Below are 15,407 nucleotides of genomic sequence, written 5' to 3'. Positions count from 1 at the left end.
TCCCTCACCGTCTCTCCCGGTCGGGGTCGTGCCCGTCGGCCGGTTCGTGGCGTGCCCGGCTTCAGCCGTTGGTGCGCAGGTGCCGCAGGACGGCTTCCGCCTCGGGCCGTGTCCTACCGGCGGCCAGCAGGACGGCCGTGGCGGCGGCGGGGGCGGGGATCTCCCACGCCTCGTCGTTCACCGACTCCAGCATCGAGACCACGACCGACTCCCGTACGTGGGCCAGCACCGGCGCGGGCAGATGGCCGGCGAACACCCCGTCCCGCTGTCCCTGCGCGAGCAGTTCGCCGGCCAGGTCCCGTACGGGGGTCAGGGCGCCGCGGATGTCACCGTCCAGGTCCCGGCGGCCGAGCGCGATCAGCATGCGGAAGCGATCGCCGATGCCCCAGACGGCCAGGATGTAGCGGGCCAGGGCCAGATCGGAGGGCTCGGCGGGGTTGCGCTCCTCGAGGAACGCCTGCCGGAGCGTCTCCACCGCCTCGTCGGAGGGCGTTAACGAGCTCCTCCCAGCTGGTGAAATGGCCGTAGAGGGTGCGGCGGGCGACGCCTGCGGCGCGGGCGATGTCGTCGATGGTCGTCTCCGGATCCGCGCTCAGCGTCTCGCGTGCCGTGTCCAGAATGCGTCGCCGGTTCGCCTGCGCGTGCCGCCGGCGGGGCGCCGCCTTCGCGCTCTGCGTCATCGCCTGCTCCTCAGGTTGCCCCTGTTCCTCCGGTTGCTCCGGCGAAGACTGGCACACGGAGGAGGACGGCGGCAGGAGGGGCCGGGGGCGGGCTGTCTGCCTGGTCGGCCGGACGGGGCGGCTAGTCCGCGTGGCTTGGCCGGGGTGGCCGTCGCTGTTGCGGCTCTTTTTCTCGTTCTTGTCATTCGTGAAGTTGTGTTCGTGAAGTGGTCCCGGCTCGCGGCCGGGTGGGGGCGGTCTGTCTCCCACCCCCGTCCCGGCCGGCAGGCCTACGCCGCGACGCGCTCGGCCACTTCCTTGGCCTTGGCGGACGCGTCCTGGAGGGCGCGCTCGCGGGAGGCTTCGAAGAGGGGGAGCAGCTCGCTCATCGCCGGGTTGTGCGGGGCCATCGTGAGCTCCGGGACGATGAAGTGCAGGTCCACGGCGAGGGTGTCGGTGAAGATCGCCTTCAGGTAGGTCTGCACGTACTCGTAGCCCTCGCGCGGGGTGCCCGGGGCGTACGAGCCGCCGCGGCTGGCGACGACGGTGACGGGGGTGCCCTTGATCTTCGAGTCCTCGGTCATGGCGGTGCGGCCGATGAGGACCACGTTGTCGAGCCAGGCCTTGAGGGTCGACGGGATCGAGAAGTTGTACATCGGGGCGCCGATCAGCACCGCGTCCGCCTGCTCCAGCTCCTCGATCAGCTGCACGCGCGCGGCGAAGGCGTCCGCCTGCTCCGGGCTGTGCGCGGCCGGGTCGGCGAAGCCGGCGGTGTGGGCGTCGGCGGTGATGTGCGGGACGGGGTTCGCGGCGAGGTCGCGGTAGATCACCGTGCCCTCGGGATGCTGCTCCTCCCAGGCCTTGCGGAAGGCGTCCGTCACGGCACGGGACGTGGAGGCGCCGACGGGGAAGACGGAGGAGTCGATGTGCAGGAGCGTGGCCATGGGGTCTCCAGGGGACGGTGCGAAGGCCCACGGGACGCTCGTTCCGCGGGCTGCTTTTTCGTACTCGACTATGGATAACACAGTCGCTTACTTTTTTTCAGCTCCGTGGGGAAAGGCAGTACCCTGAGGGCATGGCGGTGGAGCAGACTCATGACCTGGCGGCGTGCAAGCGCGTCGACGACGGCATCACGCGCGTCTTCCAGCTGCTCGGAAAGCGCTGGACAGGCCCGATCGTGTCCGTCCTCGTCAACGGAGGACCCGCGTACTTCGTCGACCTGCGCCGGGCCGTCCCCGGCATCAGCGAACGCATGCTCTCCGACCGGCTCACCGAACTCGGTGCGGCGCGCCTGCTGGTGCGCGAGGTCGACGAGGGGCCGCCGCTGCGGGTGTCGTACCGGCTGACGGAGGCGGGGGCCGCGCTGGCGCCAGCGCTGCGACTGCTTGGGGAGTGGGCCAAGGAGCATCTGCCGGAGGGGGAGCGGCCGACGGAGTGCTGACGGCCCCTGCCGGTGTGGTGAATGGGTGACTGGGTGCCGGGTGCCGAGGGGCTGTGGGACGGCAGGGCCGCTGAGGGCTGCCGGCGTTTTCCACAGTTGTGGAGTTGTCCACAGGGTCTGACGCGTTTCGGCCACCGGCTGTACGGTCGGCACGAGTTGATGTTCGTGCCGGTACGGGGAAGGCGGTCGCTGTGACCGAGGTCAGTGCGGAGACGGTTGTCGGGGACGCGGTTCCCGCTCGGCAGGCGGCGAAGAGTGCCGGTGACGCCCGCCGGGTTCCCCGGGTCCGCGGCTTCGCCGACTGGCCCGCCGAAGGCACGCCCAAGGAAGAGGGCAGGGCGCTGCGGCGAAGCGTCCCGCGCAGCGCGCACGCCGCCCTCGACCTGGACGGCGACCGGCCCGACGCGGTGAGCGCGGTCGAGGAGTCCGGCCGGGGCCGTATCCCCGAGCTCACGCCGATCCGGGTGGGCAGGATGGCGGCCACGCCCTTCGCCTTCCTGCGCGGTACGGCCGGCCTCATGGCGTACGACCTGGCGCGCACACCCATGACGAGGATCCGCGCCCAGATCTGCGGCGACGCCCACGCCGCCAACTTCGGCCTGTACGGCGACGCGCGCGGCGGCCTGGTCATGGACCTGAACGACTTCGACGAGACGGTGAGCGGCCCCTGGGAGTGGGACCTCAAGCGGCTCGCCGCCTCCCTCGTGCTCGCCGCCCGTGAGGCGGGCGCCGACGAGGACACCTGCCGCAAGGCGGCCCACGACGCGGCGGGCGCCTACCGCCGCACCATGCGGCTGCTGGCCAGGCTTCCGGTCCTGGACGCGTGGAACGCCATCGCGGACGAGGAACTGGTCTCCCACACCGACGCCCACGACCTGCTCGGCACCCTGGAGCGGGTCTCCGAGAAGGCGCGGGCCAACACCAGCGGGCGGTTCGCCGCGAAGTCGACGGAGCCGACCGAGGACGGCGGCCGCCGCTTCGTCGACGCCGCGCCGGTGCTGCGGCGCGTCCCGGACGCGGAGGCCGCGGCGGTGGCCGCGTCCCTGGAGGAGTACCTGACCTCGCTCTCCGAGGACCGGCTCCCCCTGTTGGCCCGCCACGCGGTGCACGACGTCGCCTTCCGTGTCGTCGGCACGGGCAGTGTCGGCACCCGCTCGTATGTCGTCCTGCTTCTCGACCACCGCGGCGAACCGCTCGTCCTGCAGGTCAAGGAGACCCGCCCTTCGGCGTTGGTGCCGCATCTGGTGAGCGCCGGGTTCGAGGCGCCGGAGGCCGGCCACGAAGGCCGGCGGGTGGTCATGGGGCAGAAGCGCATGCAGGTGGTCAGCGACATCCTTCTCGGCTGGACCTCGGTCGACGGACTGCCCTTCCAGGTACGGCAGTTCCGCAACCGCAAGGGCAGTGTCGACCCGGCCGCCCTCGCCGTCGACCAGCTGGACGACTACGGCCGGATGACCGGCGCGCTCCTGGCCCGCGCCCACGCCCACAGTGCCGACCCGCGCCTGGTCGCCGGCTACTGCGGCAAGAACGAGGAGCTGGACGAGGCGATCACCGCGTTCGCCGTCGCCTACGCCGACCGTACGGAGGCGGACCACGCGCAGCTGGTGGCGGCGGTGCGGTCGGGGCGGATCGCGGCGGAGGTGGGGGTGTGAGGAGGCGGGTGGTCTGCTCCGGCCTGCGGGGACGGGTGCGCTCACGGTCCTGAGGAGGTGTGCCCGGGGTGCTTCTTCCGGCGTGGCCTACGCTGGTCGGGTGACGACCCCGGAAGCTGAACAGGGTGGTGTCGCCGGTGAGGACCGGCCGACGCCGGACGCCGGTGTGCCCCGGCCCGAGGAGCGGCTGGAACGGGCCGTACGGGCCGCCGAGCAGGCGTTGATCGAGTACGAGATCGCGGTGGAGACCTTCCGCATCGAGGTCGAGAACTTCTCCCGGCTGCACCACCAGAAGCTCGGCCCGATGTACACCCGCCTCGACGAGCTGGACGCCGAGATCGCCGAGGCCCGGGCCGCCCGGACCGGCGACCCCGAGGACCTGCGCAAGGCGGACGAGGCGCGGGCCCGGGTCATGCCGATGCCCGGTGTCGAGGAGCTCTTCCACGGCTGGATGGACGGTGCGGGGCTGTCCCCGGAGGCCGAGGCGATGCTCACCGATCAGCCGGTACGGCCCCCGCAGCGGGTGCGGCCCAGCGAGGAGGTCCGCAAGCTCTACCGCGAGCTGGCCCGCAAGGCCCACCCCGACCTCGCCCAGGACGACACGGAGCGGTCGCGGCGCGAGGAGTTCATCACCCGGGTCAACGGCGCCTACGCCCGTGGCGACGAGATGCTGCTGCGGGAGCTGGCCGAGGAGTGGGCCGCCGGGCCGAAGCTCCCGGAGCAGGGCCCGACTCCCAGCGAGGAGCTCTACGCCCGCCTCGAATGGCTCTCCCAGCGCAAGGAACTGCTCAGCGTGGTCGCCCGGGAACTGGAGGAGAGCGCGATCGGCTCGATGCTCCGGATGGCCCCGGAAGACCCGGACCGCCTCCTGGACGAGGTCGCCGAGAAGCTCTTGGCCGACGTCGCCGCACGCGAGGCGGAACTGGCGGGTCTGGTCGGGTAGTGGGTGGCCGGGCCGATGCGCGCCCGCGTCGGGTAGCGTCGGAGGCATGCAATTCGGAGCTGGTGTGCCCACGGTCGAGGTCACGGACCTCAAGGACAGTGACTTCCTGCTGGACGTCCGCGAGGACGACGAGTGGCAGGCGGGTCACGCCGCGGGGGCGCTGCACATCCCCATCAGCGAATTCGTCGCCCGGTACGGCGAGCTGACCGAGGCCGCCCCGCAGGACGGCCGGGTCAACGTGATCTGCCGTTCCGGCGGGCGTTCGGCCCAGGTCGCGATGTACCTCGTCCAGCAGGGCATCGACGCGGCGAACGTCGACGGCGGCATGCAGGTCTGGGCCGCGACGGGCCGCCCCGTCGTGACCGACGAGGGGCAGCCGGGCTTCGTCCTCTAGGGCCTGTCCGGCGGATCAAGTCGCAGGACATTCGCGGCGCCTCAACGCCGCAGATCGGCGTGCCAGGCCCCGCGTCTGCGGCATGATCCGCCGGACAGGCCCTGGGCCCCCGGACCGGTCGGTGCCTGGCGGTCAGGCCAGTGGGTGGGCCGCCAGCAGGTCGCCCAGCATCTCCTCGTGTGCCGCCGCCGGACCGAGTGACAGTTCGAGGTGCTTGGCCCAGGCGTGGTACCGGTGCAGGGGGTAGTCGACGTCGGCGCCGAACCCGCCGTGCAGATGCTGCGCGGTCTGCACGACCCTCCGTACGCCCTCCGACGCCCAGATCTTGGCGACGGCCACGTCACCGGAGGCGGGCAGCGCGCCCGGCGCCCCCGAGGCGATCCGCCACGCGGCCTGCCACAGGGTGACCTCCATGGCGCGCAGATCGATGTAGCGGTCGGCGGCCTGTACGGCGACGGCCTGGAACGTCGCCACCGGGAACCCGAACTGCTCCCGTTTGCCGGTGTATTCGCTGGTCATCCCGAGCACCCGCTCGCCCAGACCGAGCGCCAGCGCACACGTCCCGGTGGCCAGCAGGTCCCGCAGCCACTCCCAGGCGCCGTCGGCGTCGATGACGTCCCGCTCCGCGATCCGTACGGCGTCCAGACGCAGTTCGGCGAGGCGCTCACCGGTCGTGGAGATCTGCTCGGCGAGCTCGACCCCCGCTTGGGCCCGGGGGACCAGGGCGAGCAGGGTCCGGTCGGCGGCCGTGTGCGCGGGGACGAGGACGAAGTCGGCGCCGTACGCCCACGGCACCGCCGTCTGCACCCCGTCCAGCACCCACACCTCCCCCTCCTGCCGTGCCGTCACGGCGAGTTCGGCCGGGTCGTGACCGGTGCGGCCGCTCGCGGCGACGGTCAGGACCACCTCTCCGCGGCCCGCCCGCGCCGCCAGGTGGGCTTTCAACTCCTCGCCCCCGAAGGCCTGTACGGCGGCCAGGGCGGCGCTGCTCTCCAGCAGCGGCACCCGCGCCAGCACCTTGGCCGCCTCGCGCAGCACCAGGCACAGCGCGACGGCGTCCAGGCCCGCCCCGCCGTACTCCGGGTCCAGCAGGAGACTCACCAGGTCGGCGTCGGCGAGCCGGGTCCACAGCGCACGGTCGAAGTCGTCCGCGACGGCGCCCACGGTGAGGGCCGGACTGGGCACCGAGTCCGGGGCGACGCCGGCCAACACCCCTCGCGCCGCCTCGGCCGCCGCCTGCTGCTCCTCGGTGAAGGTGAAGTCCACGATCCTGTCCTTCCGCCCGGCCCCGCTGATCTGACGGTCCGTCAAGTGGTCCGCAAGATAGAACAGGTTCTAGAAGAAGGGAACGCTGCCGACGTCCGCCTGCCCGCGGGCGGACTCTTCTCGGCTTCTCACCTGTCGAAGTCCAGCTCCACTGTCTCCGTCACCGGATGGGACTGGCACGCCAGCACGTACCCCGCTTCCGTCTCCTCCGGCTCCAGCGCGAAGTTGCGGTCCATGCGCACCTCGCCGGAGACCAGGAAGGCCCGGCAGGTCCCGCACACGCCGCCCTTGCAGGCGTAGGGCGCGTCGGCGCGGTTGCGCAGTACCGCCTCCAGGAGTGACTCGCCCTGCTGGACCGGCCAGCTGCCGCCGCGGCCGTCGAGCCGGGCGGTCACCGTGCTGTGCGCGGGTGCGGGCGCGGTGGTCACGGGGGCGGCGGCGTCCACATGGAAGATCTCCTCGTGGACACGGGTACGGGAAACTCCCAGCTCGCGCAGCGCCCGCTCCGCGCCCTGCACCAGTCCGAACGGACCGCACAGGAACCACCCCGCCACCCGTTCCACGGGCAGCAGTGCCGGAAGCAGCCCGCCGAGCCGCTCCTGGTCGAGCCGCCCGGACGGCAGCCCGGCCTGCTGCTCCTCCCGGGACAGGACCGTCACCAGGTGCAGCCGCTGCGGGTAGCGGTCCTTCAGATCGGCGACCTCCTCCAGGAACATCGTCGAGGCGGACGTACGGTCGCTGCGGATCAGACAGAACCGGGCCTCAGGCTCGCGCGCCAGCAGCGTCGTCACGATCGACAGCACCGGGGTGATGCCGCTGCCGCCGACGATCGCGGCGTACAGGCCGGGCGCCGGGTCGAGGGTGAAGCGGCCCGCTGGGGTCATCACCTCCAGCTCGTCGCCGATGTTGATCTCCTTGAGCGCATACGTCGAGAAGGCGCCGCCGTCGACCAGCCGCACTCCGACGCGCAGGGTGCGGGGTCCCTCGCCGTCCGGCGACGGTGCCGGGGAGCAGATCGAGTAGGTGCGCCTGATCTCCGTACCGTCCGCCGTGCGCCGCAGGGCGAGATGCTGGCCCGGGGCGTGCCGGTACTCCTCGCGCAGGTCCTCGGGCACGGTGAAGGTCAGGGCCACGGAGTCGTCGGTGAGCCGGTCGACCGCGGCCACGGGGAGCGCGTGGAAGCGGGCCATCACAACTCCTTGAAGTGGTCGAAGGGTTCACGGCAGGCCAGGCACCGGCGCAGCGCCTTGCAGGCGGTGGAGGAGAAACGGCTGAGCAGTTCGGTGTCGGCGGACTCGCAGCGCGGGCAGCGGACGGGGTCGGCCGCTTCACCGGCTGCCGGGCCGAGGGTGCGGGTCGGCCCCAGTCGCAGGCCGACCGGCCCGGCCGCCCGCCCTGTGCGCGGCGGGGCGATGCCGAACTCCCTCAGTTTGCGCCGCCCTTCGTCCGTGATGTCGTCCGTCGACCACGCGGGCGCGAGCACGGTGCGCACGGTGACGTCCCGCACGCCGTGTTCGTGCAGCACCCGCTCTATGTCCAGGGACATCGCCTCGACGGCCGGACAGCCGGTGTACGTCGGGGTGAGCTCGACCTCGACCGAGTCGGGGCCGTGGACGCGCACCGCGCGCAGGACGCCGAGCTCCCGCAAGGTGAGCACGGGCAGTTCGGGGTCGGGCACCGCACCGGCCACCTCCAGGAGCTCCGCCTCCAGCGGAGTGATCGTCACCATGACGCCCCCGGGTGACTGCGGTGCAGATGCTGCATCTCGGCGAGCATCCGCCCGAAGGACTCGGTGTGCAGGCCCTGACGACCCGCCCCGGCCGCCCACGCCCCGGACCGGGGGCCCTCGGGGACCGTGAGGGTCGCGCGGCGCAGGACGTCCCCGACGGCCTCGGCCCAGGTCGACTCCATGCCCTGCCGGTCGGCGTCCAGCCCTGCCACGGGCGCGAACATCTCCCCGGTGAACCGCCACAGCGTCTCGCACGCCCGCTGCATCCGATCATGGCTGACGTCCGTGCCGTCGCCGAGCCGCAGGGTCCACTGTTCGGCGTGGTCGCGGTGGTAGGCGACCTCTTTGACGGCCTTCGCGGCGAGCGGGGCGAACGGGCCGTCGCCGACGGCCAGTTCGGCGTAGAGCAGGTACTGGTAGGTGGAGAAGTACAGCTGGCGGGCGATGGTGTGGGCGAAGTCGCCGTTCGGCTGCTCCACCAGCTGGAGGTTGGTGAAGGCGCGCTCCTCGCGCAGATACGCCAGGTCGTCCTCGTCGCCGGCCAGCGACAGCAGCACCCGGGCCTGGCCGAGCAGGTCCAGCGCGATGTTGGCGAGGGCCACCTCCTCTTCGAGGACGGGGGCGTGGCCGGCCCACTCCCCGAGGCGGTGCGAGAGCACGAGCGCGTCGTCGCCGAGGGCGAGGGCGGCCGCCCTGGGTACGGCGGCGGTGGTCGTCTCCGGTGCGGTCACAGGTGCTTCACCCCCTCCGGGATCTCGTAGAACGTCGGGTGCCGGTACGGCTTGTCGGCGGACGGCTCGAAGAACGGGTCCTTCTCGTCGGGAGAGGACGCGGTGATCGCGGAGGAGGGGACGACCCAGATCGAGACGCCCTCGCCGCGCCGGGTGTACAGGTCACGGGCGTTGCGCAGCGCGAATTCCGCGTCCGGCGCGTGCAGGCTGCCGGCGTGGGTGTGCGAGAGGCCGCGGCGGGAGCGCACGAAGACCTCCCACAGAGGCCAGTCGGTGTTCGTCATGCCTGCTCCCCTCCCCTTTTGGCACCGGAGGCACTGTGCTTGGCCGCGTACGCCGAGGCCGCCTCCCGGACCCAGGCGCCCTCGTCGTGGGCCCGCCTGCGTTGCGATATCCGCTGTTCGTTGCAGGGGCCGTTGCCCTTGAGGACGTCCCAGAACTCCGTCCAGTCGATCGGGCCGAAGTCGTGGTGACCGCGCTCCTCGTTCCACCGCAGGTCGGGGTCGGGGAGTGTGAGGCCCAGGGACTCGGCCTGGGGGACGCAGATGTCGACGAAGCGCTGACGCAGTTCGTCGTTCGAATGGCGCTTGATCTTCCATGCCATCGACTGCGCGGAGTGCGCGGACTCCTCGTCGGGCGGGCCGAACATCATCAGGGACGGCCACCACCAGCGGTCCACCGCGTCCTGCGCCATCGCGTGCTGCTCGGGGGTGCCGCGGCTGAGGGCCAGCAGCAGCTCGTACCCCTGGCGCTGGTGGAAGGACTCCTCCTTGCAGATGCGGACCATCGCGCGCGCGTACGGGCCGTAGGAGCACCGGCACAGGGGCACCTGGTTGGTGATCGCGGCGCCGTCCACAAGCCAGCCGATCGCGCCGACGTCCGCCCAGGTCAGTGTGGGGTAGTTGAAGATCGACGAGTACTTCTGGCGGCCGGTGTGGAGCTTGTCGAGCAGTTCGTCGCGGCCGGTGCCGAGGGTTTCGGCGGCGCTGTAGAGGTAGAGCCCGTGTCCGGCCTCGTCCTGGACCTTGGCCATCAGGATGGCCTTGCGGCGCAGTGAGGGCGCGCGCGTGATCCAGTTCGCCTCCGGCTGCATGCCGATGATCTCGGAGTGGGCATGCTGCGCGATCTGGCGGACGAGGGTCGCGCGGTAGGCGTCGGGCATCCAGTCGCGCGGCTCGACGCGCTCGTCCGCGGCCACGGCGGCGTCGAAGGCCCTCTCGTACGGGGCGGTGTCGCCGGCGCCGGCCTGTGCGTCGGCCTGGCCGTCGTACGCCTGAGTGCGCGCCGTCTGGTGTGCGGCTGCTGTCGCCATGAGGTCCCCTTCGACCTGGGCTCTGCCGGTGCTTGCTCCCGACCGATCGTTCGGTTCGTGCGATTCCATGGTGAGACGGGCGCCGTAAGGTGTCAACCGCTGTGGATAACCTGCGGGCGTCCCCGGGCATCACCTGTGGACAACCGGAGTGGTCTTCGCGGCGGGTCCACTGGGGGCTGTGCCGGGCGCACGGGCCTGAGTACCGTTCCGTTCGAGCGGTGCACGGGTGGTGCTGCTGCCCTGCGTGGGGCGCCGGAAGACGGACCGGAATCGGAAACGGGGCGGAATGGACGTGCACGACGGAGGCTCGAACGCCCTGCACGGGCCGGGCGAGCCGGGCGCCGCGCCCGCCGGTCCGCCCGCCCCCCAGGCCTCCTCGCCCGGCCCGGCCCCGACGCACGGCAGGCCGGCCGACACCACGGCTCACGGGCGGCCGAGCGCCCACGAGCAGTCGAGTGCCCAAGAGCAGCCGAGCGCCGCCGAGCCGCCGCACGCTGCCGAGCCGGAGTCCGGCACCGGTCCGGTGTCCGCCGCCGCTTCGGGGCCCGAGCCGCCTGCCCGCGCCGCGTATGCGCCGCACGCCGCCGAGCAGGCGCACGCCACCCTCGCCCCCTCCGCGCCCCCCGGCCCCCGCACCGGCGTCGCCGCCCTCTCCCTCCGCTACCGGATCGTCGTCGCCGTGGCGCTCGCGGTCGTCGGCGTCGCCGTCTGTGTGCACATCGGCATGGTGTTCCTGCACGTGGCGCCGTCGAACACGGTGACCAAGCAGCACGGCAGGGCGATCGACGACTGGATCTACCCGGAGTTCGAGCAGAACTGGAAGCTGTTCGCGCCGAACCCGTTGCAGCAGAACATCGCCGTCCAGGTCCGTGCGCAGATCGACACCGCGGACGGCGGGACGCGGACGACCGGCTGGTACGACCTCTCCGCCGAGGACGGCCGGGCCATCGACGGCAACCTGCTGCCCAGCCACACCCAGCAGAACGAGCTGCGCCGGGCCTGGGACTTCTTCGTCGCCACGCACGGCGGCGACAACCGCGCGATGGGCCTGCGCGGCTCCCTTTCGGAGACGTATCTGCGCCGCATCGTGCTGCTGCGTCTGGACCGTGAGGAAGCGGCCGGCAAGGGCGAAGCGATCGATCTCGTCCAGATACGCTCGCGCACCACCAATGTGCGCCCGCCTCGGTGGAGCGACGAGAAGGTGTCGGACCAGCCTGTGTACCGGGTGCTGCCCTGGTGGTCGATACCGGCCGAGAGCACCGAGGGGGACGCCGAGTGAACCGTTTCGCGCTCTGCGTCTCCGCCGCCATCGCCCGGGTCACCGAGTCGGCCCTCGGCCCGTACCAGACCGCCGTGATCCGCATCGGCTTCAGCGTGACGTGGCTGCTGTTCCTGCTGCGCGAGTTCCCCCACCGTGAGGAGATGTACGGCCCGGGCGGCCCCTGGAGCTGGGACCTCGCCCAGCAGCTGATCTCGAACAATGGCGCCTTCACGGCCCTGATGTGGTCCGACGGCGGGTTCTGGTTCGAGACCGTCTACGCGCTGGCCGTCCTGGCGAGCTTCCTGCTGCTGCTGGGCTGGCGCACCCGCACGATGTCCGTGCTGTTCATGGTCGGCGTGCTGTCGATGCAGAACCGCAGCATCTTCATGGGCGACGGCGGCGACAACGTCCTGCACCTGATGTGCGTCTACCTGGTGTTCACGCGCTGCGGCCAGGTGTGGTCGCTGGACGCGCGGCGGGCCCGGCTCACAAGCGAGGCACGCGCGCGTGGAGAGCACGTGGCCGACCGGGTCGGCCCGGCCCTGTGGGGCGTGCTGGGACTGGCGCTCACCGCGGTGACCCTCTCGGGCCGGCTCTTCGACGGCGAGGAGTTCGTGCCGTTGCTGCTGTGGACGATATGGCTGGCGCAGGCCCTGTGGTGGCTCACAGGACGCCGCGCCAAGACCGGCCAGCCCCGGATCCTGCTCGACGTCGTCGCCAACATCGTCCACAACGGCGCCCTCTTCGTGATCATGGCCGAGGCCTGTCTGATCTACGCCACGGCGGGCTGGTACAAGATCCAGGGCTCGCGCTGGCAGGACGGCACCGCCGTCTACTACCCCCTGCACCTCGACTACTTCTCCCCGTGGCCCGCGCTCGCCGACGTACTGGCGGCCAGCGGCACGATGGTGATGCTGGTGACCTACGGCACGGTCGCCGCGCAGGTCGCCTTCCCCTTCACCCTCTTCAACCGGCGCGTCAAGAACGTCCTGCTGGCGGTCATGATGATCGAGCACGCCGCGATCGCCGTGCTCCTCGGACTGCCGTTCTTCTCCTTGGCGATGATCGCCGCCGACGCGGTCTTCCTGCCGACCTCGTTCCTGCGCCGGCTCGGCGGCTGGGCGGCACGCGCGCGTGGACGCCTGGTCCCGAGCACGGGCCGTACGACGCTGCCGAAGCCGCGCGCCCCGGAGAGCGCGGCGGACGTCACGGACGCGGGGGACGTGGGTGACACGCCCGTAGGCTCCAGGGCATGAGCGCCTCCGATCCCCTCGACGTCTGGCACCGGCTCGCTGGCACCTCCGTGCTGCTCGACGGCTTCCACGCCCTCAAGCACGCGCTGCGCTTCGGCGCCGAGGTCCCGGTGGCGGTCACCGCCGACCGGGCAGCCGCGCTCGCCCTCGCCGAGGAACTGGCACCGGACGTTCGGGACACGCTGGACGCGCTCCTGGCCGAGGTGCCGGAGCCGGCGTACCGGGGCCTGGTCCCGCGCCCGCACCCCACCGCGGTCGCCGCCCTGGCCGTACGGCCGTCCCGCGCGGCCAACCGGGACAGGCTCGCGCACCTCCCCCGCACCGCGCCCGTCGTCGTCCTCGACGATCCGCGCAACCTGGGCAACGCGGGGGCCGTGATCCGGCTGGCCGCCGGTTTCGGCGCGACCGGTGTGGTGACCACCGGCACGCTCGACCCCTGGCATCCCACGGTCGTCCGCGGCGGAGCCGGGCTGCACTTCGCGACGGCCGTGGAACGGCTGACCGTCGACGACCTGCCGCCCGGGCCGGTGTTCGCCCTCGACCCCGAGGGCGACGACATCCGCCACACCAAGCTCCCGGACGAGGCGGTCCTCGCCTTCGGCTCGGAACGCAGCGGGCTGTCCGCAGGCCTGCGCGCGCGTGCCGACCATCTGGTGGCGCTGCCGATGCGCCCCCAGGTCTCCAGCTACAACCTCGCGACCAGTGTGGCCATGACGCTGTACCACTGGAGCGTCACCGGGAGCGCACCGCACGTCCCCTAGGGCCTGCCCGGCGGATCAGGTCGCAGGACATCCGCGGCGCCTCGTCGACGCAGGTGAGCGGGGCCTGGTGCGTCGAGCTGCGAGGCGGAGGAGGGCGTCGACGCGATGGGGGTCCCCCCGCTCGAGCGAGGTCGAGAGTGGGGGAGTCGGCAACCGACGACAACGCGGCAGATCGGCGTGCCAGGCCCCGCGTCTGCGGCATGATCCGCCGGACAGGACCTAGCTAGGCCTCCCGGCGCACCTCGACCACGCGGAAGCGGTTGGCCACGAACGCGCCGTCGGTGAGGGCCGCGTTGGCCGCCGGGTTGCCGCCCGAGCCGTGGAAGTCGGAGAACGCGGCGGTCTGGTTGACGTACACCCCGCCCGTGAGGTTCAGCGACAGCTGGGCCGCCTCCTCCAGACAGACCTCCTGAAGGGCCTGTTCGACCTCCTCGTCGGTGGTGTAGGCCCCGACCGTCATCGCGCCCTTCTCGCGGATGGTGCGCCGCAGCAGCTCCACCGCGTCCGCCGCCGAGTCGACCGCGACGGCGAAAGAGACGGGACCGAAGCACTCGCGCATGTAGGCGGCCTCGTCGTCGGTGCCCTCCCAGTACTTCCGCGCGCCGTCCAGCTTCACGATGACGGGCGTGCGGACGACGGCCTGCGGGAACTCCGCGTTGCTGATCTCCCGCGAGGCGAGGGCGACTTCGCCGAGACCGGCGGCGGCCTCCAGGCGGGCCTTGACGTCCGGGTTGACGATCGCGCCGAGCAGGGCGTTCGCGCGCGCGTCGTCGCCGAGCAGGCCGTCGACCGAGCGGGCGAGGTCGGCGACGACCTCCTCGAAGGTCCGGGGGCCTTCCTCGGTGCGGATGCCGTCGCGGGGGACGAGCAGGTTCTGCGGGGTGGTGCACATCTGGCCGCTGTACAGGGACAGCGAGAAGGCCAGGTTGGACAGCATCCCCTTGTAGTCGTCCGTGGAGTGGACCACCACCGTGTTGACGCCGGCCTTCTCCGTGTAGACCTGCGCCTGGCGGGCGTTGGCCTCCAGCCAGTCGCCGAACTCCGTCGAGCCGGTGTAGTCGATGATCCGGATCTCGGGGCGGGTGGCCAGGGTCTTGGCGATGCCCTCGCCCGGCCGCTCGGCGGTCAGCGCCACCAGGTTCGGGTCGAAGCCGGTCTCGGCGAGCACCTCGCGCGCGACCTGAACGGTCAGCGCGAGGGGCAGCACCGCGCGCGGGTGGGGCTTGACGAGGACCGCGTTACCGGTGGCCAGGGAGGCGAACAGGCCCGGATAGCCGTTCCACGTCGGGAAGGTGTTGCAGCCGATGACCAGCGCGATGCCGCGCGGGACCGGCGTGAACTGCTTGGACAGCGCCAGCGGCTCGCGCTTGCCCTGGGGCTTGGTCCACTCCGCCGTGTAGGGGGTGCGGACCTGCTCCACGTACGCGTACGCCACCGCCTCCAGGCCGCGGTCCTGCGCGTGCGGGCCGCCCGCCTGGAACGCCATCATGAACGCCTGGCCGGAGGTGTGCATGACCGCGTGCGCGAACTCGTGGGTCCGGTCGCTGATGCGCTTGAGGATCTCCACGCACACCACCGCGCGCATCTCCGCGCCCGCATCACGCCAGGCCTTCTGCCCGGCCTTCATGGCGGGCAGCAGCTCGTCCACGTCCGCGTGCGGGTAGCTCACGCCCAGCTCGATGCCGTACGGCGAGACCTCGCCGCCGACCCAGTCGTCCGTGCCGGGCTGGCCGAGGTCGATGCGGGTGCCCAGGAGGGCGTCGAAGGCCGCCTTGCCCGCCGCCATGTCCAGGCTGCCGTTCTCGCCGTACGCCTTGGGGTGCTCGGGGTGCGGGGACCAGTACGCGCGGGTGCGGATCGCTTCCAGCGTCTGGTCGAGGGTGGGCCGGTGCTTGGCGATCAGATCGTGCGCGGTGAGTTCGGCGGCCATGCGGGACCAACTCCTCGTCTCAAGAACTCTTCGTCGAGCTCATGACCTGGGCAGAAATATGGGCAGGAACAGCCA

16 protein-coding genes and 1 pseudogene are annotated in these 15,407 nt (G+C 72.0%); 7 read left to right on the top strand and 10 right to left on the bottom strand.

Annotation, left to right across the window (positions count from 1 at the left end; genetic code table 11):
- Positions 1-61 precede the first annotated feature (61 nt).
- The 3 genes and pseudogenes from KUM49_RS46385 to KUM49_RS46375 form a co-directional block, all read right to left on the bottom strand.
- On the bottom strand, positions 62-475 hold the full coding sequence (locus KUM49_RS46385; RefSeq protein ID WP_254402787.1) for a hypothetical protein: 414 nt from the start codon (positions 473-475) through the stop codon (positions 62-64).
- A gap of 22 nt (positions 476-497) precedes the next feature.
- Positions 498-680 (bottom strand): annotated as a pseudogene (locus KUM49_RS50995) (helix-turn-helix domain-containing protein); the annotation flags it as partial.
- Between the two features lie 269 nt (positions 681-949).
- Positions 950-1,603, bottom strand: coding sequence for an FMN-dependent NADH-azoreductase (locus tag KUM49_RS46375; RefSeq protein WP_217243017.1), 654 nt, complete (start codon positions 1,601-1,603; stop codon positions 950-952).
- Positions 1,604-1,734: 131 nt separating this feature from the next.
- Between KUM49_RS46375 and KUM49_RS46370 the strand changes: the two genes are divergently transcribed.
- From KUM49_RS46370 to KUM49_RS46355, 4 genes are all read left to right on the top strand, one after another.
- Positions 1,735-2,100: a helix-turn-helix domain-containing protein gene (locus KUM49_RS46370; protein WP_217243016.1), complete on the top strand. Its 366-nt coding sequence runs from the start codon at positions 1,735-1,737 to the stop codon at positions 2,098-2,100.
- Between the two features lie 191 nt (positions 2,101-2,291).
- Positions 2,292-3,752 carry a DUF2252 domain-containing protein gene (locus KUM49_RS46365; RefSeq protein ID WP_217243015.1) on the top strand — a complete coding sequence of 487 codons (1,461 nt, stop codon included), beginning with the start codon at positions 2,292-2,294 and terminating at the stop codon, positions 3,750-3,752.
- 100 nt (positions 3,753-3,852) lie between these two features.
- Positions 3,853-4,695 carry a J domain-containing protein gene (locus KUM49_RS46360; RefSeq protein WP_217243014.1) on the top strand — a complete coding sequence of 281 codons (843 nt, stop codon included), beginning with the start codon at positions 3,853-3,855 and terminating at the stop codon, positions 4,693-4,695.
- 64 nt (positions 4,696-4,759) lie between these two features.
- Positions 4,760-5,089 carry a rhodanese-like domain-containing protein gene (locus KUM49_RS46355; RefSeq protein WP_217243052.1) on the top strand — a complete coding sequence of 110 codons (330 nt, stop codon included), beginning with the start codon at positions 4,760-4,762 and terminating at the stop codon, positions 5,087-5,089.
- A 132-nt stretch (positions 5,090-5,221) separates the two neighbouring features.
- Here KUM49_RS46355 and KUM49_RS46350 read toward each other — a convergent pair whose 3' ends face one another.
- The 6 genes from KUM49_RS46350 to paaA form a co-directional block, all read right to left on the bottom strand.
- Complete coding sequence (locus tag KUM49_RS46350; protein WP_217243051.1) at positions 5,222-6,355, bottom strand: acyl-CoA dehydrogenase family protein; 1,134 nt, start codon at positions 6,353-6,355, stop codon at positions 5,222-5,224.
- 128 nt (positions 6,356-6,483) lie between these two features.
- Positions 6,484-7,545, bottom strand: coding sequence for a 2Fe-2S iron-sulfur cluster-binding protein (locus KUM49_RS46345; RefSeq protein WP_217243013.1), 1,062 nt, complete (start codon positions 7,543-7,545; stop codon positions 6,484-6,486).
- Entirely contained in the window at positions 7,545-8,084 is a 540-nt protein-coding gene (paaD, locus tag KUM49_RS46340; protein ID WP_217243012.1) for a 1,2-phenylacetyl-CoA epoxidase subunit PaaD, read from the bottom strand. Before paaD ends, KUM49_RS46345 begins: the two co-directional genes overlap by 1 nt.
- Entirely contained in the window at positions 8,078-8,815 is a 738-nt protein-coding gene (paaC, locus tag KUM49_RS46335; RefSeq protein WP_217243011.1) for a 1,2-phenylacetyl-CoA epoxidase subunit PaaC, read from the bottom strand. The genes paaD and paaC overlap by 7 nt, the downstream gene beginning before the upstream one ends.
- Positions 8,812-9,099 (bottom strand): 1,2-phenylacetyl-CoA epoxidase subunit PaaB, encoded by a 288-nt coding sequence (gene paaB / locus KUM49_RS46330; protein WP_054242083.1) that lies wholly within the window; start codon positions 9,097-9,099, stop codon positions 8,812-8,814. The genes paaC and paaB overlap by 4 nt, the downstream gene beginning before the upstream one ends.
- Positions 9,096-10,127: a 1,2-phenylacetyl-CoA epoxidase subunit PaaA gene (gene paaA / locus KUM49_RS46325; RefSeq protein WP_217243010.1), complete on the bottom strand. Its 1,032-nt coding sequence runs from the start codon at positions 10,125-10,127 to the stop codon at positions 9,096-9,098. Before paaA ends, paaB begins: the two co-directional genes overlap by 4 nt.
- Positions 10,128-10,413: 286 nt before the next feature.
- Between paaA and KUM49_RS46320 the strand changes: the two genes are divergently transcribed.
- Genes KUM49_RS46320 through KUM49_RS46310 form a run of 3 tightly spaced genes read left to right on the top strand, consistent with a single transcriptional unit; the run spans position 10,414 to position 13,402 of the window.
- Complete coding sequence (locus tag KUM49_RS46320) at positions 10,414-11,406, top strand: DUF5819 family protein (RefSeq protein ID WP_217243009.1); 993 nt, start codon at positions 10,414-10,416, stop codon at positions 11,404-11,406.
- On the top strand, positions 11,403-12,644 hold the full coding sequence (locus tag KUM49_RS46315; RefSeq protein ID WP_217243008.1) for an HTTM domain-containing protein: 1,242 nt from the start codon (positions 11,403-11,405) through the stop codon (positions 12,642-12,644). Before KUM49_RS46320 ends, KUM49_RS46315 begins: the two co-directional genes overlap by 4 nt.
- Positions 12,641-13,402, top strand: a complete 762-nt coding sequence (locus KUM49_RS46310) for an RNA methyltransferase (protein WP_217243007.1) — start codon at positions 12,641-12,643, stop codon at positions 13,400-13,402. Before KUM49_RS46315 ends, KUM49_RS46310 begins: the two co-directional genes overlap by 4 nt.
- Before the next feature lie 223 nt (positions 13,403-13,625).
- On the opposite strand, the gene paaN is transcribed toward KUM49_RS46310, so the two are convergent.
- A complete protein-coding gene (gene paaN, locus KUM49_RS46305; RefSeq protein ID WP_217243006.1) occupies positions 13,626-15,332 on the bottom strand; it encodes a phenylacetic acid degradation protein PaaN in 1,707 nt (568 codons plus the stop codon).
- Positions 15,333-15,407 lie beyond the last annotated feature (75 nt).

Source organism: Streptomyces sp. AC555_RSS877 (genome assembly GCF_019049245.1).
Lineage (GTDB): Bacteria > Actinomycetota > Actinomycetes > Streptomycetales > Streptomycetaceae > Streptomyces.
The sequence above is the reverse complement of the archived record's forward strand: the minus strand, read 5'-3'. Positions and strand labels throughout refer to the sequence as shown.